Raw genomic sequence first — 25,018 nt, 5'->3', positions numbered from 1 at the left:
CTCAGTTAGATCGTTCCCACGCTCCGCGTGGGCATGCATACCGTGACGCTCTGCGTCACCAGAGCGGACGCAGAGCGTCCAGGCCGGCATTCCCACGCAGAGCGTGGGAACGATCAAGCCAGCTCGGTTGCAGCTTGAGTGGCGTTTGTTTGCAACTGCCGCATCTGCTCACACCCCCACAACACCCGCTCCGGCGTGGCCGGCGCGTCGATCCTGGGCTGATGACGATAGTCACCCAGGCTCGCCACCGCATCCTTGATCGCGCACCACGAGGCAATCCCGAGCATGAATGGCGGTTCCCCCACGGCCTTGGAATGGAACACCGTGTCCTCCGGGTTCTTGCGGTTTTCCACCAGCTTGACCCGCAGGTCCAGCGGCATGTCCGCCACGGCCGGGATCTTGTAGCTGGCCGGGCCGTTGGTGAGCAGCTTGCCCTTGTTGTTCCATACCAGCTCTTCCATGGTCAGCCAGCCCATGCCCTGGATAAACCCGCCTTCCACCTGGCCGATGTCGATGGCCGGGTTCAGCGAGGCGCCCACGTCGTGCAGGATGTCGGTGCGCAGCATTTTGTATTCGCCGGTCAGGGTGTCGACGATCACTTCGCAGCACGCCGCGCCAAAGGCGAAGTAGTAGAACGGTCGCCCGCGTGACTGGCTGCGGTCATAGAAGATTTTCGGGGTTTTGTAGAAGCCGGTGCTCGACAGCGAGACCTGGGCAAAATACGCCTGTTGGATCAGCGCCTCGAAGCTCAGGATCTGTTCACGCACGCGCACATGACCGTTGCGAAATTCCACGTCCGCCTCGCTGACGTCGTACTTGCGCGCGGCAAATTCCACCAGGCGCTGCTTGATGGTTTCGGCGGCATTCTGCGCGGCCTTGCCGTTCAGGTCGGCGCCGCTGGAGGCCGCCGTCGGCGAGGTGTTGGGCACCTTGTCGGTGTTGGTGGCGGTGATCTGCACGCGGTCGATATCCACCTGGAACACTTCGGCCACCACCTGGGCGACCTTGGTATTCAGGCCCTGGCCCATCTCGGTACCGCCATGGTTGAGGTGGATGCTGCCGTCGGTGTAGATGTGGATCAGCGCGCCGGCCTGGTTGAGGAAGCTGGCGGTAAACGAAATGCCGAATTTGACCGGCGTCAGCGCCAGGCCTTTTTTCAGGATCGGGCTGTGGGCGTTGTACAGACGCACCGCTTCGCGGCGCTCGGCATATTGGCTGCTGGCCTCAAGCTCGGCGGTCATTTCTTCGAGCATGTTGTGCTCGACGGTCTGGTAGTAGTGGGTGACGTTGCGCTCGGTCTTGCCATAGTAGTTGGCCTTGCGCACGGCCAGCGGGTCCAGCGCCAGGTGGCGGGCGATGGCGTCCATCACTTCCTCGATGGCGACCATGCCTTGCGGGCCGCCGAAGCCCCGATAAGCGGTGTTGGATGCGGTGTTGGTCTTGCAGCGATGGCCGTTCACCGTCGCGTCGCCCAGGTAATAAGCATTATCGGCATGGAACATCGCGCGGTCGACAATCGAGTTGGACAGGTCTGGCGAACAACCGCAGTTGCCGGCCAGGTCCAGGTTGATGCCGTGCAAACGGCCGGCGTCGTCGAAGCCCACGTCGTATTCGATGTAGAAGGGATGGCGCTTGCCGGTCATCAGCATGTCTTCGACCCGCGGCAGGCGCATCTTGGTCGGCTGGCCGGTGAGGCGCGCCACCACCGCGCACAGGCAGGCGGGGCTGGCGGCCTGGGTTTCCTTGCCGCCGAAGCCACCGCCCATGCGGCGCATGTCGACGACGATCTTGTTCATCGACACGTCGAGCACTTCGGCGACAAGCTTCTGCACTTCGGTGGGGTTCTGCGTGGAGCAGTAGACGATCATCCCGCCGTCTTCGGTGGGCATCACCGAGGAAATCTGGGTCTCCAGGTAGAAATGTTCCTGACCGCCGATGTGCAGCGTGCCCTGGATGCGGTGTTGAGCCGTTGCCAAAGCGCCGGCCGAATCACCGCGTTGGTGGGTGTGGCTGTCGAGCACGAAGTGTTTGTTGCGAAACGCCTCGACCACGTCCAGTACCGGCTCCAGGTCTTGGTATTCGATCACCGCCGCCATGGCCGCTTTGCGGGCGGTCTCAAGATCACGGGCGGCCACGGCCAGTACTACCTGGCCGACGAACTGCACGGTGTCGATGGCCAGCAGCGGATCGCCGGGCATCAGCGGGCCGATGTCTTTCAGGCCCGGTACGTCTTCGTGGGTGATCACGATACGCACACCGTCGAAGGCGTAGCAGGGCGCGGTGTCGATGCTGAGGATTTTCGCGTGGGCGCGGTCGGACATGCGCGCATACAGGTGCAACTGGTTAGGAAACTCGAGGCGGTCGTCGATGTACTGCGCCTCACCGCTGACATGCTTGGCGGCGCTGTCATGCTTGACGCTGCGGCCGACCCTGGAGGTCAGGTCGCGGGCGAACAGTTCGGCCAGTTCGGCCTGGGTTTTTTCCACGGCGTGATGGTTAGACATAAGCGGTCACCCGAGTCTCGATGTGCGGCGTTTGCAGTTCGATGAAGTATTTGCGCAACAGGTTCTGCGCGCTGAGCAGGCGGTATTCCTTGCTGGCGCGGAAGTCCGAGAGCGGGGTGAAGTCCTCGGCCAGGGCGGCACAGGCTTTCTCCACGGTGGCGGCGTTCCAGGTGGCGCCGATCAGCTGCGTCTCGCAGTGCCAGGCGCGCTTGGGGGTGGCGGCCATGCCGCCGAAGGCGACGCGGGCCTCGCTGACCACACCGTTGTCGAGCTTGAGGTTGAAGGCGGCGCACACGGCAGAAATATCATCGTCCAGGCGCTTGGAAACCTTGTACGCGCGAAACAGTGAGTGGCCCTTGGGCACGATGATTTTCTCGATGAATTCGCTGTCCTGGCGGGCGGTCACGCGGTAGTCGATAAAGTAGTCCTCCAGCGCCAGGGTGCGCCGGGTATTGCCCTTGCACAGCACAATCTGTGCGCCGAGGGCGATCAGCAACGGCGGCGAATCACCAATCGGCGAGGCGTTGCCGATGTTTCCGCCGAGGGTGCCCTGGTTGCGGATCTGCAGCGAGGCGAAGCGATGCAGCAATTCGCCGAAGTCCGGGTATGCGTGGTGCAGCGCGGCGTAGCAGTCGGAGAGGGGGGTGGCAGCGCCGATTTCCAGGCGGTCGTCGAAGGATTCGATGCGCTTCATTTCTTCGATATTGCCGACGTAGATCATCACCGGCAGGGTGCGATGGAACTGGGTGACTTCCAGCGCCAGGTCGGTGCCGCCGGCCAGCAGGCGGGCTTGCGGATAGGCGTCGTAGAGGTCGGCCAGGTCGCTGACGGTCAACGGCACCAGGCAGCGTTTGTCGCCACTGTTGAGTTCACCGGTTTGTGTCGGCGCAATGGCCTTGAGCTGCGCGATGGTCCGGGCCTCGCGGCTGTCGAACTGGTCCTGGGGATTGTTGCAGCAGGCCTGTGCGGCGGCGGCCAGAATCGGGCGATAACCGGTGCAGCGGCACAGATTGCCGGCCAGGGCTTCATGGGCTTTCTGGCTGTCGGGGGCGTCGCTGTTCTTTTGCAGGGCAAACAACGACATCACGAAACCCGGGGTGCAGAAGCCGCACTGTGAACCGTGGCACTCGACCATCGCCTGTTGCACGCTGTGCAGTTGGCCCTGGTGCTTGAGGTCTTCGACACTGATCAGTTGCTTGCCGTGCAGCGACGAGACAAAGGTCAGGCACGAATTGAGGCTGCGATAACGAATCTGCTCGACGCCTTGATCGTTGCGGTGCAACTCACCGACCACCACGGTGCATGCACCACAGTCGCCGCTGGCGCAGCCTTCCTTGGTGCCGGATTTGCCCACATGCTCACGCAAATAGTTGAGCACGGTCAGGTTGGGGTCCAGGGCGTGCTCGCTACGGAGTTCCTGGTTAAGTAAAAACTGGATCACGGAAGGCCTCGCAGATTCATTATTGTTGTTAACCGCTTTGCGCCGAATCTAGTCATGTCTGACTTTTCGGTCAATGATTTTCTGACCTAAGGGTCAAGAAACTGCGGTCACAACCTATTCAATTATGGTTCAGTCTTCTGGAACCGGTGTTTTCAGGGGCTTGTGGCTTTCCAGGCTTGCGTGTTTCATGCCAAATTCGCCACCGTGGGCGTAGCGCCATCAGCGGGCCAATGCGCTACACTGCCGCGCTTGTACCGATAGCAGATTTTGAAGGGAAAACATGACGTTCAAGGCGCCGGACAGTCTCGCCGAGCAAATCGCTCACCACCTCGCCGAACGTATCATTCGCGGCGATCTCAAGCCTGGGGAGCGGATCCAGGAACAGAAAGTCACGCTGGCGCTGAATGTCAGCCGTGGTTCCGTGCGCGAAGCCCTGCTGATCCTCGAGCGCCGGCACCTGATCGCGATCCTGCCGCGCCGTGGCGCCCACGTCACCGAACTCAGCGCACACAAAGTGCAGAGCCTGTGTACGTTGATGGGCGAGATGTACATCCTGCTCGGCAATGCGGTTGCCGAAGGCTGGCAGACCCAGGCCGACATGGCGCCCTTCCTGCAAATCCAGCAGCGCCTGATGGCCAGCTATGAGCGCCAGGACATCCGCGCCTTCGTCGAAGAAAGCTTCAATGTGATGCGCGCCGCGTACCCCTTCGCCAATAACCCGTATCTGCAGGAAACCGTCGAGAACCTGCAGCCGGCGATGAACCGTGCCTATTATTTGGCCCTGGAGCAGCGCAAGGCGGAAATGAGCGAGTACCTGACGCTGTTCGAACAGCTGCTCGCTGCCGTGCTGGCCCGTGATCTGGCGCAGATCCGGCTGGTGTTGTCGGCTTACTGCCAGCGCAGCAGCACGCTGGTGATCGCAGCGTTGGCGGACGCCTAAGCGTGCGGCTCAAGTGCATCAAATTGGCGGGGTTCAAATCCTTCGTCGACCCGACCACGGTGAACTTCCCCAGTAATATGGCGGCGGTGGTCGGGCCCAATGGCTGCGGCAAGTCGAACATCATTGACGCCGTCCGTTGGGTGATGGGCGAGAGCTCGGCGAAAAACCTGCGCGGCGAGTCGATGACCGACGTCATCTTCAACGGCTCCACCAGCCGCAAACCGGTGAGCCAGGCCAGCATCGAACTGGTGTTCGACAACTCCGACGGCACCCTGGTCGGCGAGTACGCGGCTTACGCGGAAATCTCCATCCGCCGTAAAGTCACGCGCGACAGCCAGAACAGTTACTTCCTCAACGGCACCAAATGCCGTCGACGCGACATCACCGATATCTTCCTCGGCACAGGCCTGGGCCCGCGCAGCTACTCGATCATTGAGCAGGGCATGATCTCCAAGCTGATCGAAGCCAAGCCCGAAGACCTGCGCAACTTTATCGAAGAAGCGGCCGGCATCTCCAAATACAAGGAGCGCCGCCGCGAGACCGAAAACCGCATCCGCCGCACCCATGAAAACCTCGCCCGCCTGACCGACCTGCGCGAAGAACTGGAACGCCAGCTGGAGCGCCTGCACCGCCAGGCCCAGGCCGCCGAGAAGTATCAGGAATACAAGGGCGAAGAGCGCCAGCTCAAGGCTCAACTGTCGGCCCTGCGCTGGCAGGCGTTGAACGATCAGGTCGGCCAGCGCGAGGCGATCATCGGCACCCAGGAAGTCAGCTTCGAAGCGTTGGTGGCCGAGCAGCGTAATGCCGACGCCAGTATCGAACGCCTGCGGGACGGGCACCATGAGCTGTCCGAACGCTTCAATCTGGTGCAGGGGCGCTTCTATTCGGTGGGCGGCGACATTGCCCGGGTCGAACAGAGCATTCAGCACGGCCAGCAGCGTCTGCGCCAGTTGCAGGACGATCTGAAGGAAGCCGAGCGCGCACGCCTGGAGACCGAATCGCACCTGGGCCACGACCGCACCTTGCTGCTGACCCTGGGCGAAGAGCTGGACATGCTCACCCCCGAGCAGGAAATCACCAGTGCCGCCGCCGAAGAAGCAGCGGCGGCGTTGGAAGAGGCCGAAACCAGCATGCACGGCTGGCAGGAGCAGTGGGACACGTTCAACCTCAAGTCCGCCGAACCGCGGCGCCAGGCCGAAGTGCAGCAGTCGCGTATCCAGCAACTGGAAACCAGCATGGAGCGTTTGGCCGAGCGTCAGCGCCGTCTGCAGGAAGAGCGCGTGCTGCTCGCTGCCGACCCGGAAGACGCGGCGATCCTGCAGTTGAGCGAGCAACTGGCCGAAAGCGAAATGACCCTGGAAGAGCTCGAAGCCAGCGAAGCGCAGCAAGTGGAACGCCTCGAGCAATTGCGCCAGCAATTGCACACCGCGACCCAGGCGCAGCAACAGGCCCAGGGCGATTTGCAGCGGCTCAACGGGCGGCTGGCATCGCTCGAAGCCTTGCAGCAAGCCGCGCTGGATCCTGGCACCGGCACCGCCGAATGGCTGCGCGACCAGCATCTGGCCGAACGCCCGCGCCTGGCCGAGGGTTTGAAAGTAGAAGCCGGTTGGGAGCTGGCGGTGGAAACCGTGTTGGGCGCCGACCTGCAAGCGGTGCTGGTGGATGATTTTGGCGGCTTCGACCTGGCCGGTTTCGCCCAGGGTGACTTGCGCCTGCTCAGCCCTGCCGCCGATGGCAAGCGCGTGCCGGGCAGCCTGCTGGACAAGGTCGAGGCGGCGATTGACCTGTCGCCGTGGCTGGGCCAGGTCAAACCCGTGGAGACCCTTGAGCAGGCCCTGGCCCAGCGCGGCCAGTTAGCGGCCGGCGAAAGCCTGATCAGCCGCGACGGTTACTGGGTCGGCCGGCACTTTCTGCGCGTGCGACGCGCCAGCGAAGCTGAAAGCGGCGTATTGGCCCGTGGCCAGGAAATCGTCAACCTGAGCGCCGAGCGTGAAGAGCGCGAAGCCACCTTGGAAAGCCTGGAAACCGAACTGCAAACCCTGCGCGCTACTCAACGCCAGCAAGAGACCGGCCGCGAACACCTGCGCCGCCTGTTGCAGGACGAGGCACGCCAGCAAGGCGAACTCAAAGCCCAGCTGTCGGCGAGCAAGGCCAAGGTCGAACAACTGACCCTGCGCCGCACCCGCCTTGACGAAGAAGTCGCCGAGATGGGCGAACAGCGCGCCCTGGAGCATGAACAGGTCGGCGAAGCGCGCCTGCACCTGCAGGAAGCCCTCGACAGCATGGCCCTGGACACCGAGCAGCGCGAACTGCTGCTGGCCCAGCGCGACAGCCTGCGCGAACGCCTCGACCGCGTGCGCCAGGAAGCCCGGCAGCACAAAGACCACGCCCACCAGTTGGCGGTGCGCCTGGGCTCGTTGCGTGCCCAACATGATTCCACGCGCCAGGCCCTCGAGCGCCTGGAGATGCAATCGGAACGCCTCACTGAAAAGCGCGAGCAACTGAGCCTCAACCTGGAGGAGGGCGAAGCGCCCCTTGAAGAGCTGCGCCTCAAGCTTGAAGAGCTGCTCGACAAACGCATGAGCGTCGACGAAGAACTCAAGACCGCGCAGATCGCCCTGGAAGACGCCGACCGCGAACTGCGCGACGCCGAAAAGCGCCGCACCGTGGCCGAGCAGCAGTCCCAGTTGATTCGCGGCCAGCTCGAACAACAGCGTATGGAGTGGCAAGCGCTGACCGTGCGCCGCAAGACTTTACAGGATCAACTGCTCGAAGACGGTTATGACCTGCACGGCGTGCTCAACACACTGACCGCCCAGGCCAACGAAAAAGACGCCGAAGAAGAACTTGAGCGGATTGCCGCGCGTATCCAGCGACTCGGTGCGATCAACCTCGCGGCCATCGATGAGTACCAGCAGCAGTCCGAGCGCAAGCGTTATCTGGATGCCCAGGACGCCGACCTGGTCGAAGCCCTCGACACCCTGGAAAACGTGATCCGCAAGATCGACAAGGAGACCCGCAACCGCTTCAAGGATACCTTTGATCAGATTAATGGCGGTTTACAGGCGTTATTCCCAAAAGTTTTCGGTGGTGGCAGCGCCTACTTGGAACTGACGGGCGAAGATCTACTCGATACAGGGGTAACGATCATGGCGCGGCCTCCGGGCAAGAAGAACAGCACCATCCATTTGTTGTCCGGCGGCGAAAAGGCCTTGACGGCGCTGGCGCTGGTATTTGCCATTTTCAAGCTGAACCCGGCACCGTTCTGCATGCTCGACGAAGTTGACGCACCGCTGGATGACGCTAACGTTGGACGCTACGCTCGGCTGGTCAAGGAGATGTCCCAGACCGTGCAGTTCATCTATATCACCCACAACAAGATCGCCATGGAAATGGCCGATCAGTTGATGGGCGTGACGATGCATGAGCCGGGTTGTTCGCGTTTGGTGGCGGTGGATGTGGAAGAAGCGATGAAGATGGTGGACGCCTAGCGGCGAGTTGTTAGTTTTAAGCTCCAAGCTCCAAGCTTCAAGTGAGTGGGCTTGCAGCTTGAAGCTTGAAGCTTGTAGCTCAGAGCTTGTAGCCACAGTTGGAGCTGGCTGTAGGAAATTACCTACCATGCCGAAAAGCTGGCAATTCGACACATTTCGCTGCAACTGTGTAAAGTTATCTTTGGTCGTGCTAGTTTAATGTCAATTTTTCGTATGCGTGGGCAAAACGTCAGTCAGAACATAGAGTTGGCGCCACGTTTTAAAGCGGTTTGCACGGTGCTAAACCCCTTATTTTTCAGCATTTTTTATAGAGGCACGGGATTACATGGAAATCGGTCTGCGCGAGTGGCTGATCGTCATCGGCATCATTGTCATTGCCGGTATTCTTTTTGATGGCTGGCGCCGCATGCGCGGTGGCAAGGGCAAGCTTAAATTTCGCCTGGACCGAAACCTGTCCAACTTGCCCGACGACGACGGCAGCGCCGAGTTGCTGGGGCCTCCCCGTGTGCTGGACACCCACAAGGAACCGCAACTGGACGAGCACGACCTGCCGTCGATGAGCGCGCCGGTGCGTGAAGCCCGTGAGCCGTCGTCCAAGCGCGGCAAGCGCGGCGCTGCTGGCGTGGCCGAGCCGCATCAGGGCGACTTGAACCTCGATGTCGACGAAGGCCCGACCTTCAGCAGCCGCGACGATGACTTCCCGGATGAAAACGCCGGCAAGAACGCCCCGCGCCAATCGGTCAACGATCAGCCGGCCGCCGAAGAAGTGCTGGTGATCAGTGTGATCTGCCGCGATGCCGGTGGCTTCAAAGGCCCGGCGCTGTTGCAGAATATTCTTGAAAGCGGCCTGCGCTTTGGCGAGATGGATATTTTCCATCGTCACGAAAGCATGGCGGGTAACGGCGAAGTGCTGTTCTCCATGGCCAACGCGGTCAAGCCGGGCACGTTCGACCTGGACGATATCGACCTGTTCAGCACCCCGGCGGTCAGTTTCTTCCTCGGCCTGCCAGGCCCGCGTCACCCGAAACAAGCTTTCGATGTGATGGTGGCTGCAGCGCGCAAGCTGTCCCAGGAACTGAACGGCGAGCTCAAGGACGACCAGCGCAGCGTGCTCACCGCCCAGACTATCGAGCATTACCGTCAGCGCATCGTCGAGTTCGAGCGTCGCGCCCTGACACAGAAACGCTGAGGATTGCGCTTCGGCGTTGTCAGTAGAATAAGCGCACTAACATATTGAGCAGCTTCGGCTGCTCTTTTGCTTTATGAGAGAACACCCATGACCGCCGCCCATACCCGCATCCTCGAACTGCGCGCTGAACTGGATCAGCACAACTACCGCTACCACGTCCTCGACGAGCCGAGCATTCCGGACATCGAATACGACCGCTTGTTCCATGAGCTCAAGGCCCTGGAGGCCGAGCATCCGGAGCTGGTGACGCGTGATTCGCCGACGCAGCGGGTCGGCAGTGCGGCGCTGTCGGCGTTCACCCAAGTCAGGCATGAGATCCAGATGCTCAGCCTGGGCAACGCCTTCGATGAAGCGACCATGCTCGAATTCGATCGGCGGGTGACCGAGGGGCTGGACCTGCCGGCCGGTGACCTGTTCGCCAGCGTCGAATACAGTTGCGAGCCGAAGCTGGACGGCCTGGCGGTCAGCCTGCTGTATCAGGACGGCGAGTTGGTACGCGGCGCGACCCGAGGCGATGGCACCACCGGCGAAGACATCAGCGTCAATGTGCGCACCGTGCGTAACATCCCGTTGAAGCTTCACGGCAGCGGCTGGCCGGCCACCCTGGAGGTGCGCGGTGAAGTGTTCATGTCCAAGGCCGGGTTCGAACGCCTGAATGCCTCGCAACTGGAGGTTGGCGGCAAAACCTTTGCCAACCCGCGCAATGCGGCCGCTGGCAGCCTGCGCCAACTGGATTCGAAGATCACCGCCAGCCGCCCGCTGGAATTCTGCTGCTATGGCATCGGCCAAGTGACGGCGGATATCAGTGACACCCATATCGGTAACCTCAAGCAGTTGCAGAAGTGGGGCATGCCGATCAGTCATGAGCTGAAACTGGCCAAGGGCATTCAGGAATGCCTGGACTACTACCGCGACATCGGCGCGCGGCGTAACAGCCTGTCGTATGAAATCGACGGCGTGGTGTTCAAGGTCAACAGCATCGCTTCCCAGCGTGAACTGGGCTTCCGCGCCCGCGAGCCGCGCTGGGCCATTGCGCATAAATTCCCGGCCATGGAAGAGCTGACCGAGTTGCTCGACGTGGAATTCCAGGTCGGCCGCACCGGTGCCGTCACGCCCGTGGCGCGTTTGAAGCCGGTCAAGGTCGCGGGTGTGACCGTGTCCAACGCCACTCTGCACAACATGGACGAAGTGGCGCGCCTGGGCCTGATGATCGGCGACACGGTGATCATCCGCCGCGCTGGGGATGTGATCCCGCAGGTGGTGTCGGTGGTGGCCGAGCGTCGCCCGGAGCACGCCCGCGCCGTGCAGATCCCCGAGCACTGCCCGGTATGCGGTTCCCATGTGGAGCGCACGCAGCTGGTCAAGCGCAGCAAGGGCAAGGAAACCGTCAGCGAGGGCGCGGTGTACCGCTGCGTCGGGCGCCTGGCCTGTGGCGCGCAGCTCAAGCAGGCGATCATTCATTTCGTCTCGCGCCGCGCCATGGACATCGACGGCCTGGGCGACAAGACCATCGAGCAACTGGTGGATGAAAAACTCATCGGCTCGCCCGCCGACCTCTACAAGCTCAAGTACGAGCAGATCATCGACCTGGAGGGTTTCGCCGATATTTCCAGCAAGAAGCTGATCGCCGCCATCGAAAACAGCAAGACGCCGACCCTGGCGCGGTTTATCTACGCCCTGGGTATTCCCGATGTGGGCGAGGAGACCGCCAAGGTGCTGGCGCGCTCCCTGGCCTCCCTCGAGCGCGTACAGAAGGCATTGCCGGAGGTGCTGACGTACTTGCCGGACGTGGGCCTGGAAGTGGCGCACGAGATCCATAGCTTCTTCGAAGACAGCCATAACCAGGACGTGATCGGCGCGCTGCTGTCGCCCGATGAATGCGCCCTGCAGTTGCAGGAGCAGGGCGACCTGAGCGCCGAATTCGCCGCCAGCACCACCCTGGGCGGTCTGCTCGACAAACTGCACGTGCCCTCCGTGGGGCCGGGCGCGGCGCAAAAACTGGCGGACAAGTTCGGCAGCCTTGAAGGCGTGATCAAGGCCGACTGGCTGGACATGCGCCAGGCCCTGCCCGAGAAGCAGGCCAAGGCCGTGCGTGAGTTCTTCGATAATCCGGACAACGCCCGCCATGCCCTGGCCATCGAGCAGCAGCTCAGAGACTTCGGCATGCACTGGCAGAGCGAGAAGAAGGTCGTCGAAGGCCTGCCGGAAGCCGGGCATACCTGGGTGCTCACCGGCTCCCTGGAGTTGATGAGCCGCGACGTGGCCAAGGACAAGCTGGAAAGCCTCGGCGCCAAGGTAGCCGGTTCCGTTTCGGCCAAGACCCATTGCGTGGTGGCCGGGCCCGGCGCTGGTTCCAAGTTGGCCAAAGCCAGCGAACTGGGGCTTAAAGTGCTGGACGAGGAGGCCTTCGTCGCGTTCCTGGCCAAGCACAATATCAACGTATGAAACGCTGACGATCGTTCCCACGCTCCGCGTGGGAATGCCACCCCGGACGCTCCGCGTCTGCTCTTCCAAGGCATGACGCAGAGCGTCACCGTATGCATTCCCACGCGGAGCGTGGGAACGATCCTGCGAGGGAAATGATCTAGTCTCAGTCAGCCCCCAGGGAAAGATCGCCATGTTCCGCTACTTCGACCAGCTCAGCTCGCGTATCGCTGCACCGTTCATGGCCGGATCTTCGCGTAACAGCAAGGTATGGCAATGCCGCTGCGGCCAGTCGTTGTTCTTTCGCAACAGCCAGTGCCTGGCCTGCTCGGCGCTGCTGGGCTATCACCCCTGGCAAAGCCGCCTGTCCTCACTGCAGCCCGGCCCCGCAGTCGACACCTGGCTGATGGATGACAACCTCGACGCCGGCGCCTTTCGCCGTTGCGCCAACCTCGAGACCCCGGCCGCCTGCAACTGGCTGATCCCGGCGCACAGCACCTTTCCCTTATGCGTGGCCTGCAGCCTGAACCGCACCATCCCCGACTTGTCCGTGCCGGAAAATCCCGAACGCTGGCGCAAGGTGGAAACCGCCAAGCGTCGACTGGTGGCGCAACTGATCAGCCTGGGCCTGCAGGTGGTGCCCAAACGCGTCGACGAAGACACCGGCCTGGCATTCGACTTCGTTGGCGTCGACCTGCAAGGCAATGCGCCCACCACCGGTCACGCCAACGGCCTGATCACCCTTGATATCAAGGAAGCCGACGACGCCCATCGGGAAAAGATCCGCGTGCAGATGCGCGAGCCCTACCGCACGCTGCTCGGGCACTTTCGCCATGAGGTCGGCCACTATTACTGGGATCGCCTGATCGCAGGCAGCCACTGGCTCGAGCCGTTTCGCAGGCTGTTCGGCGACGAACGCGCCAGTTACGCCGACGCGCTCGACCAGCACTACCAGAACGGACCACGTCCGGACTGGCAGCAAAACTGCGTCAGCGCCTACGCGACCATGCACCCTTGGGAAGATTGGGCCGAAACCTGGGCGCATTACCTGCATATGATGGACGCGGTCGACACCGCCTTGGGCTTCGGCATGAGCGCCCGCGAGATGGACCTGGATTACCAGCCGTTCCCCCTGACCACGCTGTACGACCCCGAGCACCCTGGCGGTGCGGCGTTCCTCTCCTTCGTCAACGCCTGGATCGAACTGGCCGGCATGCTCAACGAATTGTCGCGCAGCATGGGCCAGCCGGACTTTTACCCTTTCGTGCTGCCGCCGGCGGTGATCGCCAAGCTGCACTTCATCCACTTGGTGATCCAGGAAGAGGGCGGCCGGGCCGATGAGGTCCTACAGGCACAATGATCAGCCCGTGTGGGAGGGGGCTTGCCCCCGATGACGGAGTATCAGCCTACTCATCAGTGGCTGACCCACCGCCATCGGGAGCAAGCCCCCTCCCACATTGGATAGCGTCATTGTTGAAGGCCATGGCAAGTACTTGAAGCTTCTCATTTTTTACGGTTGTAACTTCCGATGAGATCGGTACAATGGCCCCGCTTGCCGAGAGGCGAGCGTCGTTATGGTGACCCCATCGGTCCCCCCGCAACGATTACCCGTGAACCTGGTCAGAGCCGGAAGGCAGCAGCCACAGCGGGAACATTGTGTGCCGGGGTGTGGCTGGTGGGGTTGCCTCCATAACGCCCCCTTCTGCTGTTCCTTTTCACTATCAAATCTGAAAATGCTTTAAAGCCATCTGCCATCTCGCAGTCCATGGCGGCATACTCTATTGCCTGGAATTTTTGGAGATAGCACGCGTGGAAAAAGTGGACGACCTCACTCGCGAAAAATTGCGGGATTGGCAGATGCGGCGCTTGGAAATCAAGGATCGTATTCAATCGTACCCTGAGCAGACTCTTGAATTATCGAAGGTGCTCGATCTCATGGACGATGAGCACGCAGAGATTCTCAGTCGGGCAGAAATAATCCGAACCGCAAAATCGGCTCCTGACGTCGCTATTGCCGGCGAGGAGATACAGCCTCCTTTGCAAACCGCCTACACGGTGGAGCTGAAGGTATCTGCATGCAGCGCTCAGGATTTACGCAGACTGCTCGACGTCGCTTTCTACGAATTGCAACAGCAGCTTGAGGCGAAGAAGACATTGGTAGCCAATGATCGACGGCGATACGGGGGCGGCATGTCGGGCACATTAGGCGACTATAACTTTGAGCTAAGCATCGGAGGGGAATAACCGCGATGGCTGATTCGTTTGTCCCAAAGGTGCTGGACTGGATGGATGCTCGGACCCTGGCAGAGCATCTTGTGCCTCTCCTTGAATATTACGACGTGAAATGGCGAGGACACGGTTTTATTTATGTCAACCATGAAAGCTACAATATTGTCACCGCCCACCAGATTTTGGCGGACTTGAGTACTGATCTAGGCGTATCGGTACACGAAGTACATTCCAGACTAATTGCATTGGGGTGGCTTAACGATGTCCGCTACATCGTAGTGAATGAGCAGAACTGACCGCACGATGCGCCTGACCGCGAGGAAGTATGCAACCGGAACATTTCGATTTATCCAGCCCGGTCTTTTTGCCTGTCACGGAAGAAACCTGTGCAGCCCTGCTGGGTTCCGAAAGCGCTAATGTATTGGCTAGGCTGACGGGCCCGGAGCTGGCTGCGGTGCTGGTCATCCAGAATTTGGCACAGGCTCCGGAGAAGGAGCTGACCTGTACTGGCGCTGAGCGCATCCTGGCCAAATTGATCGGCTGGGCGGTAGACACTTCCACCTCCAGCGCGCCGACGTTGCTGTCCGAAGCCCAACGACTATTTGATCCTCGCAAATTGTATTTCGGCCTCAACGTCATCAAAAACTTGAAGCTGCGCCTGCTTCTGGCTGACGAAATCGCGGCGCGTGATTATTTGCTACCCACTGGCAAATGGGATTTTGATTACAAGGTCCGCCATTTGCGCGGTAACGACCCCTTCAGCCAGCAGATGGTTACACCCAAACACCGTGAGCACTGGCTCAGTCCGGCCCAAGACAAACTGGTGCGAACCTTTCGCGCGAATTTGAACGAAGACTTGCACGTTCAGGGGTACGCAGGGATCGGTAAAAGCCACTTGCTTGGAGCGTTAATAGAGTGCCTGCGTCCTGAAAAAACTTTGGTACTGGCGCGCACTGGCGCGAAACTGGCGACACTGCGCGAGCGTATGGGCTTGGCACCGGACAGCAAGACCGGCTCGACATTTGCTGCTTTTGCCAAGGCCCTGTTGCATGGTTCTCGGCCAGTCGACGTTAGCCCGTCGCTTAAGTCTCCCAGCAAGCAAGCCGTGGCAGAGGCCTTGGATATCCACGGTTGGCGTAGTCATGATGGCCAAACGACTCTCGACGTTTGTCTGAAGGTACTCGAAAACTACTGTCAATCCGGTCATCACAGCCTATCCAGCCGGCATTTCCCTCACTTCAAGCAGCCCTTGTCCAGCATGGATGCCCAAGTTTTATTGGAGTATTCAAGTCGCGTGTGGGCCTACCTTGATCGTAATACGCAATGGGCCTCCCAGACTGACTTCCCAGCATTGCTTCTGATAAAGCGCGCCTGTCTGGCTGGCTCCGCAGTGCCACCCCGGTATACCCATGTGCTGATTGATGAAAGCCAGGATATTCCTTCCTCTTTATTGCAGATCATCGAGCGCGGCCGCCAGGTTTTGATCACGCTGGGTGACGAATATCAGTTGGCCAAGGGAGAGATGGTCAGAAGAAAGCGTGAAGTTCGGCACTGCGATATCAGCTACTCCGTGCGTTCGGGTCGCAATGTGGAGCGTTTGGTCAATCCGTTGATCAGTGTGCATTCGGAGAAGAGCAAGATCCCCTTCGAGGGGGCTCGTGATGCCGATGTCGGCATCGAACATTACCCACAGGGTTTTGTGCCGCCAGAAGGTTGCGTGGTGTTGACGGCCTCCCACTGGGACACAATGAAATGGGCCATTCAACTGCATCAGGCCAACTGTCCGTTCGGGTCCCCTGACAGAAGAACGCAGCAGGATCTTGCAAGCTTCATGACCAGCGTCGTAGCGCTATTCAAGCCGGACTTTTACAGCTCCGAGCACAACACCAAGGGCCTGCATGCTTATTTTAATGACATGGACGACTGGCAGCAGGTACGCAAAGCAAGTCAGTTCGATGAATCGTTTCTATGGATCGAGAACGAACTGGAAAGCGGTTTCAACGCCGCTGATATCACGCGCTTGAACCGCCTCAGCGGTCATTCCGGCCAACACTGCATGCTGATGCTGGCTCAAGACGCGGGTGGCATGGAGTTCGACCGGGTGCTGCTTACTCCCGAGTTGTTGACCAATGTGAAGTTCAAGGATGCCTATGCATTCGATCAGCGACTCTGTGAGGTATATATCGCGATTTCCCGTGCCAGGGTGCAGCTATATCTGCCCTATGATGTCGTCGAGTGGATTGACTACCACAAGCAACAGAAAGCCCGTGAATTGCATGGCTTTTGAATTCCTTGTACTAATTGAAGTCAATGGAATTCTGTTCCAGGACCTCCTCTGCAATTTCCCCGAAAAATATCCGCGTGAGGCTGAAGAAAGGGCTTAGCTGTTTGCCGCGAGGAATCAGGTCTATACCTGCAAAGCAATGTAGGCTCATGTCTTGATCAATATGATTCTCGAATAACAACTGCAATTCGTCCCACCATTGCTGACGCAGATTCTGAAGGAAGGGACTATTCAAATTGAGCAGACCGATGCTATATAAAGCTCGGTCTTCGTCCTGCGCGGATAACTTATCGGCGGGCACTATGCGGCCATCGGACAGATAAGAGAAAAAACGGCTGCAGTCGGGTTGATGGCAGGAGACAAAGCGGTTGATATCAACGGCATCCGATTTTCCGAGGGCGTGTCCGCCGAAGACCTCTGATGCCCGCCCCTTGAATGCATGTAAATCGGTCTCACTGTCCAGGGCGGAAGCGGCGAGATTGCTATAGTCAAAAGTACGCTGAGGGTTCTGACTTTTGTTTTCGACGTGTTCTATATGAAAACCCAGGCCGATCTGGTCGGGTCGAATCTCGCTGTAGCAACACAGTCCATATTGCTCCTCCAGCAGGTAGGCTAGAACCTGCTGCCTATACCCAAACCCTGACCATCGACTGGCCGCCATTTTGGCAGAGGAAGGTGGATTTGCATGGGAGTGGTTCAATTGATAGGGACCATGGCCACGTTTGCGAACGGCCCTCATCTTTTAAGCGCTCTCTGCCGTTTGATGCTGCGCTGTAGACGTTGAAGCTGGGGGTGCTGTGGGCTCAATGCTTCTGCAAGCCGTTCCATCAATTCAATCGCAGGCTCTTCGTCATATCGCCCCTTGTCTACCCATTCGGTGAGTATTAACAACTCAGGCTTTTCAATGACCGGCGGCTGAGGATCTACTTGCATTACGCTGTGCAGAACGCTGCTGCTCGGCTCCCCATAAGTCATCGCCAGGGGAGGCGAGGCGACCAGATTGCCTTGCACATCTTTGCCAATCACTCGAATGTTTTCGCGCCGCACTGTACTCAAAACTTGTGGGCTGTGTGTGGTAACAATGAATTGCATGGCCGGAAATGCCTCACGCAATGAACTCAGAATGGTTTGTTGCCAATGAGGGTGGAGGAACATGTCTACCTCATCGATTAAAGCGATGCCGTGTGTTTTCAAAGGTGCTTCAGCCTCCAGGTGCGGATTCAGCTTGCAAGCCCGAAAGGCAAGGTCCGCAACCATAGCGATGGCGTTACGCAGGCCATCGCTCAGCATTTCCACAGGCAATATGCCTTGTTCGGGATGATGCATGATCAACTGTTGTTGATGGCTCTCGCTGTACTCCAGGCTGTGCCAACCGGTAGGAGCTTGAATCAATCGATCAATCGCCTCTTTAATCGATTTGATGATTTGTCCGAATCGGATGCCAAGTTCAGACAACTGTGCGTTGCGTTCCAGGGCAACCACTTGAGCTTCGCGATAGCTGCGATAGATCCAGCTATACCATGCTGTAAAGGTTTTGAAGCTTGACGAATAAGAGAGGCAATTCAGATAGCCCGATGTTCTGGAGTACTCGGATTTATCCAGAGTGGTTTGGGCAGCAGCCGAGGTAAAGCGCCCCTCAAACCAGAGCCGAGAGGTTCCCAGGTAAGTGACTAGCGGTAACACGACAGACTCATCACGGCGTACTTTTTCCTGAAGGAATTTGCCATATCCCGTCAGTGCTTTAGAACCGCTGCCTGCGAGCGTGTTGGTCGATTTTTTCAAGCTCGTGCGTTGTTGCAACCAATGACGTTCCGGTTTGCCATCACCCCACGGGCCCGACGCCTCGATAATACTGGGTATTTGGGGCTCCATATTGTCGTTGGCAAGGCGGGCTAAGCGTACGTCATCGATTTGAATTGTCGCGGATTTTCCGGTCTGGCTACCGAGGTCAAAACCTTTCACAAACGGCCATAATGCAACCCGGGCGGCATCCAGAATGGTGGTTTTTCCGCCTCCGTTGGAAGCAATCAATACAGTCAGATGGGGGTCGAAGTCGATCTCGAACTCTCCAAAGCAGCGGTAATTCTGCACGCGCAGTTTGTCGAGCCTCACAGTCGTTTCTCCGATTTGATTATCTGACCAGGCATAGGGTCGTCCTTATGCATTCCGGGGTTGTACAGCATACTAGAGGGGAGAAGGAAAACGTTAAGTAAAGCCGGGCGGAGTAACCGTTTATGCTTGAATGTCTGCAGACTTTCTTTGGCCGTCAGACGGAACTGCCGCCGGTGACGGCCTCTATCGATAGCTGTCTCACAACTTTTCTATACCCCTCTGGACAACCTCAAGGCACCTTGTTAGCTTCCGCCGGCCACTTGTTTCAGAGTATGACAAGGGCGTGGACTTGATATCGAAGCGCAATCGCTTCTTTACCTCACAAGGATGTCTGTCATGAAAAGCCTGCAAGGGTTGCCTCGTCTTATCAGTGCCTCGGTCGGCGCGCCCGGTAAAGCTCGCAACTTGCCTGCCGATGTTCAGTGCATCCAGTATTTATTCAACCTGATCATCCCCAAAATGGGTTTCCCCCTGCCCGAAAACGGCAAATGCGACGGCCAGTTGGTGCAGTGCATCAGCCAGTACCAGTTCCGTCATCTCAAATATGCCCACCCCGATGGCGTCATCGACCCCACCGGGCGCACGTTCAACAGCTTGATCGAAGAGGCGGTGAAGGTGCCGGTGCAGGCCTTCCCGACCACGCGTATTCCGAGCTTTCTCAACGCGTTCGGCAATAACAATGCCGATGCGGTGCAGGCCACGGTCAATGTCTACCTCAACCAGGTGCGCGCGGTGATCGAGGCCGAACGGCGTAACCGGCAGCTGATGATGCAGGCCACCTGTGACGGCGGCACGACGCTGAGCGAAACGGACTTCCAGAATGCTGCCAAGCAGCTGGGCAATGGGATCTCGGTGAATGTCATCAAGGCATTCGCCACCGTGGAGTCGGGCGGGAAGGTGGGCTTCGGGCCGGCCAAGTTGCCGATCATCGCCTTCGAAGGCCATCAATTCCGCAAGTACACCAAGCACATCTACGACCAGGCGCACCCGCTGCTGTCGTACATCTACAAGAAAAAAGCCGGCCCGCAGTGGCAGGCCAACAACAAGGATCAGGTCAAAGCCTGGGAAACCATGGCCACTGCGTTTGCGCTGGACCAGGAAGCAGCGTTGATGTCGGCCTCGTGGGGCATGTTCCAGATCATGGGGTTCAATTTCGCGTCATGCGGGTTCAAGACGGTGTTTGAGTTCGTGGCGTCAATGAAAGTGAATGCCGGCAATCAGCTCAAGGCCTACCTGGCCCTTTGCGGCAAAAATACCGCGTTGATGAGTGCGATGAAAACCAAGGACTTTACCGCCATGGCCCGCAACTATAACGGTGAGGACTATGGCAACTACGACGTGCTGATGAAGCAGGCCTACGACCTACTGGAAGGGAAGAAATAAGATGATTCGTTTTCTGGCGGTAGGTGTGTTGTCGCTGTGCGCCGTGGTACCTGCCCTGGCAGGCTCGGCCGCGTTGCATTCGGGTAAGTACGAAGGGCTGATGCTGGCAGTGACGCCGCAGCAGCAGGTCGAAGGGTTTTACTCGGAAAGCCTGGGCGAGGGCGTGACGCGGGGCTGCAGGTTTTTTCTGCAGGGCACGCCCGCAGCGCTGACCACCTGGCTCGATGTGGCGTACCCCGGCAGCGTGGCGGCGGCGTCCGACGGCGTGACCCTGACCGTGGCGCAAGGCCGTCAGCACCCAGGTTGCATCAATGTGTTGATGCCAGAGATTGCGACTGGCCTGGAGTTGAGCCAGACCGCCAGGAAAAAATGGATCGGCCTGGTGACGGTGTCGGCCGACAAGGCTTACCTGTTGAAAGCCCCGGGTGCCAAAGCCGCCAAGCGACCCTACATCGTCAAGAATGATGTGGTGGGGGTGCTGGCCTTCAAGGACGGCTGGGCGCAGGTCGAGTTCATCAATGCCGATGACCGTTCGTTCACGGGCTGGATCAGCCAGGAACAGTACGCACGCTTGGTGGCGCCGAAGATTTAAGCCTGTGGGAGGCGACTTTATGAGCGTGCCGGATGCAATTTCCCCCCTGCTCCGCTAGCATTACCGGCTTCCGCTTCCCAGTTGCGACGGTTTTCGATGAGTTATCAGGTTCTTGCACGTAAATGGCGCCCGCGCTCGTTCCGCGAAATGGTCGGCCAGACCCATGTGCTCAAGGCTCTGATCAATGCCTTGGACAGCCAGCGGCTGCACCACGCCTACCTGTTCACCGGTACGCGCGGGGTGGGCAAGACCACGATTGCGCGCATCATCGCCAAATGCCTGAATTGTGAAACCGGTATCACATCGACCCCTTGCGGCACCTGTTCGGTGTGCCGCGAGATCGACGAAGGGCGTTTCGTCGACCTGATCGAGATCGACGCCGCGAGCCGCACCAAGGTCGAAGACACCCGCGAGCTGCTCGACAACGTGCAGTACGCGCCGAGCCGTGGCCGCTTCAAGGTCTACCTGATCGACGAAGTGCACATGCTGTCCAGCCATTCCTTCAACGCGCTGTTGAAAACCCTGGAAGAGCCGCCGCCCTACGTCAAATTCATCCTGGCCACCACCGACCCGCAGAAACTTCCTGCGACGATTTTGTCGCGGTGCCTGCAGTTCTCCCTGAAGAACATGACTCCTGAGCGGGTGGTCGAGCATTTGACCCACGTGCTGGGCGTCGAGAACGTACCGTTCGAAGACGACGCGCTGTGGCTGCTTGGCCGCGCTGCCGATGGCTCGATGCGTGATGCCATGAGCCTCACCGACCAGGCCATCGCCTTCGGAGAAGGCAAGGTCCTGGCCGCCGATGTGCGCGCCATGCTCGGCACGCTGGACCACGGCCAGGTGTTCGACGTGCTGCACGCGCTGATCGAGGGCGACGCCAAGGCGTTGCTCGAAGCCGTGCGCCACTTGTCCGAGCAAGGCCCGGACTGGAACGGTGTGCTCTCGGAAATCCTCAATGTGCTGCACCGCGTCGCCATCGCCCAGGCATTGCCTGAGGGGGTCGACAACGGCCATGGCGACCGCGACCGCGTGTTGGCGCTGGCCCAGGCGCTGCCGGCCGAAGATGTGCAGTTCTATTACCAGATGGGCCTGATCGGCCGCCGTGACCTGCCCCTGGCGCCGGACCCGCGAGGGGGCTTCGAAATGGTGCTGCTGCGGATGCTGGCCTTCCGGCCCGCCGACTCGGCGGATGCGCCGAGACAGCCGCTAAAGCCAGTGGGGATCAGCCAGGCCACAGTTGATTCCGCCAAACCAGTGGCTGGCGCGGCGGTGGTCGCGCCAGTGGTGGCTGCGCCCGCAGCGGTTCCCGAGCCTGGGGTTGCCGCCCCGGTGGCCGCGCCTGAAGCGGTTATCGAGCCAGAACCAGAGCCGGAGCCGCAAGTCGCCCCGGTGGTCGATCTGCCCTGGAATGACCCGGTTGAAGCGCCCGTCGAGCCGGAGCTACAGCCCGCCGTGGAGCCGGTCCTGGACACCACCGGCGAGCAGCCGGAGTTGATCCCCATGCCCACGCCAACCCCGGACAGCGCGGTGCCGGATGCGCCGGAGTGGGTATCCGCGCCTGTGCCCGAGCCGACTGTCGCGCAGGTTGAGGCGGCCACCCCCGGCATCGACCTCGACGACGAACCGCCGCTGGACGAAGACTACATCGAGCCGGACATGGATTCGGCCTACAGCTACCTGGACGAACTTGCCAGCGAACACACCGCCGAGCCGGCCCCCGAGCCGGAGGTGGAGCCTGCCGCCGCCCCGGCCACTGGCCTGGCCCTGCAATGGCTGGAATTGTTTCCAAAATTGCCGATCTCCGGCATGACTGCCAGTATCGCCGCCAACTGCACGTTGATTACCATCGACGGCGACCACTGGCTGCTGCACCTGGACCCGGCCCACAGTGCCTTGTTCAATGCCACCCAGCAGCGCCGGCTCAACGACGCGCTCAACCAGTACCATGGGCGCACGCTGACCATCGCCATCGAGTTGATCAAGCCCGAGCAGGAAACCCCGGCCCAGGCTGCGACGCGTCGGCGTTTGAACCGCCAGCGCGACGCCGAGGCGTCGATCCAGGCTGACCCGCTTATCCAACAAATGATGCAACAGTTCGGTGCGGTCGTCCGTCACGATACTATTGAACCTGTCGAAGCCCCGGCGCCCCAGGCGTCATGAACCGGGCGACTAATTTGATCCACGTACTTTTGAGGTGATTCCCATGATGAAAGGTGGCATGGCCGGCCTGATGAAGCAGGCGCAGCAGATGCAGGAAAAGATGGCCAAGATGCAGGAAGAACTGGCCAACGCCGAAGTCACCGGTAAAGCCGGTGGCGATATGGTCAGCGTGGTGATGACCGGTCGTCACGACATCAAGCGCGTCAGCATCGACCCCAGCCTGCTCGAGGGCGTCAGCGATGACGACCGCGAAGTGCTGGAAGACTTGTTCGCCGCTGCCGTCAATGACGCCGTGCGCAAGATCGAAGCCAACAGCCAGGAAAAAATGGGCGGCGTGACCGCTGGCATGCAACTGCCACCGGGTATGAAGCTGCCGTTCTGATTGACCGGCTTTGCGCTGCACCCGAATGCCAGGCCTCGTGCCTGGCATTTTTGTATCTGCCTATTGGATCTGAACCCTGGCGCAACAATCAGGGTCTGCACCCTATACGCATGCATTCGCTAAGGAGCCCCTGATGCCTCAAGAACCGACGCTCAACCAACGCATCGTCCTGGTTTCACGCCCTCAAGGCGCGCCGACCCCGGAAAATTTCCGCCTCGAACGGGTAACCCTGCCAGAGCTGGAGGACGGCCAGGTGCTACTCAAGACGCTCTACCTGTCCCTGGACCCCTACATGCGCGGACGCATGAGCGACGCGCCGTCCTACGCCGCGCCGGTGGAAATCGACGAGGTGATGACCGGTGGCGCTGTCAGTCGCATCGAGCAATCACGCCATCCGAAATTCGAAGTGGGCGACCTGGTCGTGGGCTCCACCGGCTGGCAAAGCCATAGCATCAGCGATGGCCGCAACCTGATGCCGGTGCCCAACGGTTTGGCGAGCCCATCGATGGCTTTGGGGGTCCTGGGCATGCCAGGCATGACCGCTTACATGGGCCTGATGGACATCGGCCAGCCCAAGGCCGGCGAAACCCTGGTCGTGGCGGCTGCCTCCGGTGCGGTGGGCTCGGTGGTGGGCCAGGTCGCCAAGCTCAAGGGCCTGCGCGTGGTGGGGATTGCTGGCGGTGCGGACAAGTGCCGCTACGTGGTGGATGAGCTGGGCTTTGATGCGTGTATCGACCACAAGGGCGCAGATTTCGCCAACGAGCTGGCGCAGGCCTGTTCCAGCGGCGTGGACATCTACTATGAAAATGTCGGTGGCAAGGTGTTCGATGCCGTGCTGCCGCTGCTCAACCCCAAGGCGCGGATTCCGCTCTGCGGGCTGATCGCCGGGTATAACGCCCATGAAGCGCCAAGCGGGCCGGATCGCCTGCCGGCGCTGCAACGCACCTTGCTGACCAAGCGTGTGCGCATCCAGGGCTTTATCGTGTTTGACGACTACGGTGATCGCCAACCCGAGTTCCTGAGCGCCATGGCGCCTTGGGTGCGCGAGGGCAAGATCAAGTTCCGCGAAGACGTGGTCGACGGCCTGGAGCAGGCACCTGAAGCCTTTATCGGTTTGCTCGAGGGACGCAACTTCGGCAAGTTGGTGGTGCGCGTCGCACAGGATTGAGCATTTGACGCTAATCCGAGGCGCGGGTATAAACCGCGTCTCGTTGTTTTGTCGGACCCTTCGCCCATGAGCTTCAGCCCCCTGATTCGCCAACTGATCGACGCCCTGCGTACCTTGCCGGGCGTCGGCCAGAAAACCGCCCAGCGCATGGCGCTGCAACTGCTGGAGCGTGATCGCAGCGGCGGCACCCGTTTGGCCCAGGCCTTGAGCCAGGCCATGGAAGGCGTAGGCCACTGTCGCCAATGCCGCACCCTGACCGAAGAAGAACTCTGCCCGCAATGCGCCGACCCCCGTCGCGACGACACGCTGCTGTGCGTAGTGGAAGGGCCGATGGATGTGTACGCAGTGGAGCAAACCGGTTACCGCGGGCGTTATTTCGTGCTCAAAGGCCATTTGTCGCCGCTCGATGGCCTGGGGCCGGAAGCCATCGGCATCCCGCAGCTGGTGGCGCGGATCGAAGAGCAGGGCACCTTCAGCGAAATCATCCTGGCGACCAACCCGACGGTGGAGGGCGAAGCCACGGCGCATTACATCGCCCAATTGCTGAGCAACAAAGGGTTGATCACCTCGCGTATCGCCCATGGTGTGCCCCTGGGTGGCGAACTTGAACTGGTCGACGGCGGCACCTTGGCGCACTCTTTCGCCGGCCGTAAGCCGATCGCGCTCTAACGACCACTGCAAATACCCAATGTGGGAGGGGGCTTGCTCCCGATAGCGGT

General features: G+C 60.2%; 18 protein-coding genes and 1 other RNA gene. 15 read left to right on the top strand and 4 right to left on the bottom strand.

The window, feature by feature from the left end:
* Positions 1 to 113 precede the first annotated feature (113 nt).
* Positions 114 to 2,504, bottom strand: coding sequence for a xanthine dehydrogenase molybdopterin binding subunit (gene xdhB / locus C4J91_RS20015; protein ID WP_124363913.1), 2,391 nt, complete (start codon positions 2,502 to 2,504; stop codon positions 114 to 116).
* A complete protein-coding gene (gene xdhA / locus C4J91_RS20010) occupies positions 2,497 to 3,945 on the bottom strand; it encodes a xanthine dehydrogenase small subunit (RefSeq protein WP_124363912.1) in 1,449 nt (482 codons plus the stop codon). Before xdhA ends, xdhB begins: the two co-directional genes overlap by 8 nt.
* 280 nt (positions 3,946 to 4,225) lie before the next feature.
* Here xdhA and C4J91_RS20005 point away from each other — a divergent pair, with 280 nt between their 5' ends.
* From C4J91_RS20005 to C4J91_RS19965, 9 genes are all read left to right on the top strand, one after another.
* Complete coding sequence (locus C4J91_RS20005; protein ID WP_124363911.1) at positions 4,226 to 4,885, top strand: GntR family transcriptional regulator; 660 nt, start codon at positions 4,226 to 4,228, stop codon at positions 4,883 to 4,885.
* Between the two features lie 2 nt (positions 4,886 to 4,887).
* On the top strand, positions 4,888 to 8,376 hold the full coding sequence (smc, locus tag C4J91_RS20000; RefSeq protein WP_124363910.1) for a chromosome segregation protein SMC: 3,489 nt from the start codon (positions 4,888 to 4,890) through the stop codon (positions 8,374 to 8,376).
* Between the two features lie 325 nt (positions 8,377 to 8,701).
* Positions 8,702 to 9,565: a cell division protein ZipA gene (gene zipA / locus C4J91_RS19995; protein WP_124363909.1), complete on the top strand. Its 864-nt coding sequence runs from the start codon at positions 8,702 to 8,704 to the stop codon at positions 9,563 to 9,565.
* Positions 9,566 to 9,652: 87 nt separating this feature from the next.
* Positions 9,653 to 12,010: an NAD-dependent DNA ligase LigA gene (gene ligA / locus C4J91_RS19990; RefSeq protein WP_124363908.1), complete on the top strand. Its 2,358-nt coding sequence runs from the start codon at positions 9,653 to 9,655 to the stop codon at positions 12,008 to 12,010.
* A gap of 172 nt (positions 12,011 to 12,182) precedes the next feature.
* Positions 12,183 to 13,349, top strand: a complete 1,167-nt coding sequence (locus tag C4J91_RS19985; RefSeq protein ID WP_124363907.1) for a putative zinc-binding metallopeptidase — start codon at positions 12,183 to 12,185, stop codon at positions 13,347 to 13,349.
* A 224-nt stretch (positions 13,350 to 13,573) separates the two neighbouring features.
* An RNA gene (gene ffs / locus C4J91_RS19980) (signal recognition particle sRNA small type) lies at positions 13,574 to 13,670 on the top strand.
* Between the two features lie 128 nt (positions 13,671 to 13,798).
* Positions 13,799 to 14,233 (top strand): hypothetical protein, encoded by a 435-nt coding sequence (locus C4J91_RS19975; protein WP_124363906.1) that lies wholly within the window; start codon positions 13,799 to 13,801, stop codon positions 14,231 to 14,233.
* Between the two features lie 5 nt (positions 14,234 to 14,238).
* The gene (locus C4J91_RS19970) at positions 14,239 to 14,514 is read left to right on the top strand and encodes a hypothetical protein (RefSeq protein ID WP_124363905.1); all 276 of its coding nucleotides are present in this window, start codon (positions 14,239 to 14,241) and stop codon (positions 14,512 to 14,514) included.
* A gap of 29 nt (positions 14,515 to 14,543) precedes the next feature.
* Positions 14,544 to 16,505 (top strand): AAA family ATPase, encoded by a 1,962-nt coding sequence (locus tag C4J91_RS19965; protein WP_124363904.1) that lies wholly within the window; start codon positions 14,544 to 14,546, stop codon positions 16,503 to 16,505.
* Between the two features lie 10 nt (positions 16,506 to 16,515).
* On the opposite strand, the gene C4J91_RS19960 is transcribed toward C4J91_RS19965, so the two are convergent.
* Together C4J91_RS19960 and C4J91_RS19955 are read right to left on the bottom strand one after the other, a co-directional pair.
* A complete protein-coding gene (locus C4J91_RS19960; RefSeq protein WP_305955273.1) occupies positions 16,516 to 17,106 on the bottom strand; it encodes a retron system putative HNH endonuclease in 591 nt (196 codons plus the stop codon).
* Between the two features lie 131 nt (positions 17,107 to 17,237).
* Positions 17,238 to 18,614 (bottom strand): AAA family ATPase, encoded by a 1,377-nt coding sequence (locus C4J91_RS19955; RefSeq protein ID WP_305955259.1) that lies wholly within the window; start codon positions 18,612 to 18,614, stop codon positions 17,238 to 17,240.
* A gap of 336 nt (positions 18,615 to 18,950) precedes the next feature.
* Between C4J91_RS19955 and C4J91_RS19950 the strand changes: the two genes are divergently transcribed.
* The 6 genes from C4J91_RS19950 (at position 18,951) to recR (ending at position 24,968) form a co-directional block, all read left to right on the top strand.
* The gene (locus C4J91_RS19950) at positions 18,951 to 19,997 is read left to right on the top strand and encodes an N-acetylmuramidase family protein (protein ID WP_124363902.1); all 1,047 of its coding nucleotides are present in this window, start codon (positions 18,951 to 18,953) and stop codon (positions 19,995 to 19,997) included.
* Position 19,998: 1 nt separating this feature from the next.
* Entirely contained in the window at positions 19,999 to 20,589 is a 591-nt protein-coding gene (locus C4J91_RS19945; protein WP_124363901.1) for a hypothetical protein, read from the top strand.
* Positions 20,590 to 20,685: 96 nt separating this feature from the next.
* Positions 20,686 to 22,749, top strand: a complete 2,064-nt coding sequence (gene dnaX / locus C4J91_RS19940) for a DNA polymerase III subunit gamma/tau (RefSeq protein ID WP_124363900.1) — start codon at positions 20,686 to 20,688, stop codon at positions 22,747 to 22,749.
* 43 nt (positions 22,750 to 22,792) lie between these two features.
* On the top strand, positions 22,793 to 23,131 hold the full coding sequence (locus C4J91_RS19935) for a YbaB/EbfC family nucleoid-associated protein (RefSeq protein WP_124363899.1): 339 nt from the start codon (positions 22,793 to 22,795) through the stop codon (positions 23,129 to 23,131).
* Between the two features lie 133 nt (positions 23,132 to 23,264).
* Positions 23,265 to 24,299 (top strand): NADP-dependent oxidoreductase, encoded by a 1,035-nt coding sequence (locus C4J91_RS19930; RefSeq protein ID WP_124363898.1) that lies wholly within the window; start codon positions 23,265 to 23,267, stop codon positions 24,297 to 24,299.
* A 66-nt stretch (positions 24,300 to 24,365) separates the two neighbouring features.
* The gene (gene recR / locus C4J91_RS19925) at positions 24,366 to 24,968 is read left to right on the top strand and encodes a recombination mediator RecR (protein ID WP_124363897.1); all 603 of its coding nucleotides are present in this window, start codon (positions 24,366 to 24,368) and stop codon (positions 24,966 to 24,968) included.
* Positions 24,969 to 25,018: the final 50 nt, after the last annotated feature.

Origin of the sequence: Pseudomonas sp. R3-52-08, assembly GCF_003851745.1 — a bacterium.
Taxonomy (GTDB): domain Bacteria; phylum Pseudomonadota; class Gammaproteobacteria; order Pseudomonadales; family Pseudomonadaceae; genus Aquipseudomonas.
This window is presented reverse-complemented; position numbering and strand designations above follow the sequence as displayed.

Bases quoted from the DNA above. Each gene is read 5' to 3' on its own strand.
- C4J91_RS19950 (WP_124363902.1), top strand. From the start codon at position 18,951: ATGAAAAGCCTGCAAGGGTTGCCTCGTCTTATCAGTGCCTCGGTCGGC.
- C4J91_RS19965 (WP_124363904.1), top strand. From the start codon at position 14,544: ATGCAACCGGAACATTTCGATTTATCCAGCCCGGTCTTTTTGCCTGTC.
- C4J91_RS19970 (WP_124363905.1), top strand. From the start codon at position 14,239: ATGGCTGATTCGTTTGTCCCAAAGGTGCTGGACTGGATGGATGCTCGG.
- dnaX (WP_124363900.1), top strand. From the start codon at position 20,686: ATGAGTTATCAGGTTCTTGCACGTAAATGGCGCCCGCGCTCGTTCCGC.
- C4J91_RS19935 (WP_124363899.1), top strand. From the start codon at position 22,793: ATGATGAAAGGTGGCATGGCCGGCCTGATGAAGCAGGCGCAGCAGATG.
- C4J91_RS19985 (WP_124363907.1), top strand. From the start codon at position 12,183: ATGTTCCGCTACTTCGACCAGCTCAGCTCGCGTATCGCTGCACCGTTC.
- C4J91_RS20005 (WP_124363911.1), top strand. From the start codon at position 4,226: ATGACGTTCAAGGCGCCGGACAGTCTCGCCGAGCAAATCGCTCACCAC.
- ligA (WP_124363908.1), top strand. From the start codon at position 9,653: ATGACCGCCGCCCATACCCGCATCCTCGAACTGCGCGCTGAACTGGAT.
- recR (WP_124363897.1), top strand. From the start codon at position 24,366: ATGAGCTTCAGCCCCCTGATTCGCCAACTGATCGACGCCCTGCGTACC.
- xdhB (WP_124363913.1), bottom strand. From the start codon at position 2,504: ATGTCTAACCATCACGCCGTGGAAAAAACCCAGGCCGAACTGGCCGAA.
- zipA (WP_124363909.1), top strand. From the start codon at position 8,702: ATGGAAATCGGTCTGCGCGAGTGGCTGATCGTCATCGGCATCATTGTC.
- C4J91_RS19945 (WP_124363901.1), top strand. From the start codon at position 19,999: ATGATTCGTTTTCTGGCGGTAGGTGTGTTGTCGCTGTGCGCCGTGGTA.
- C4J91_RS19930 (WP_124363898.1), top strand. From the start codon at position 23,265: ATGCCTCAAGAACCGACGCTCAACCAACGCATCGTCCTGGTTTCACGC.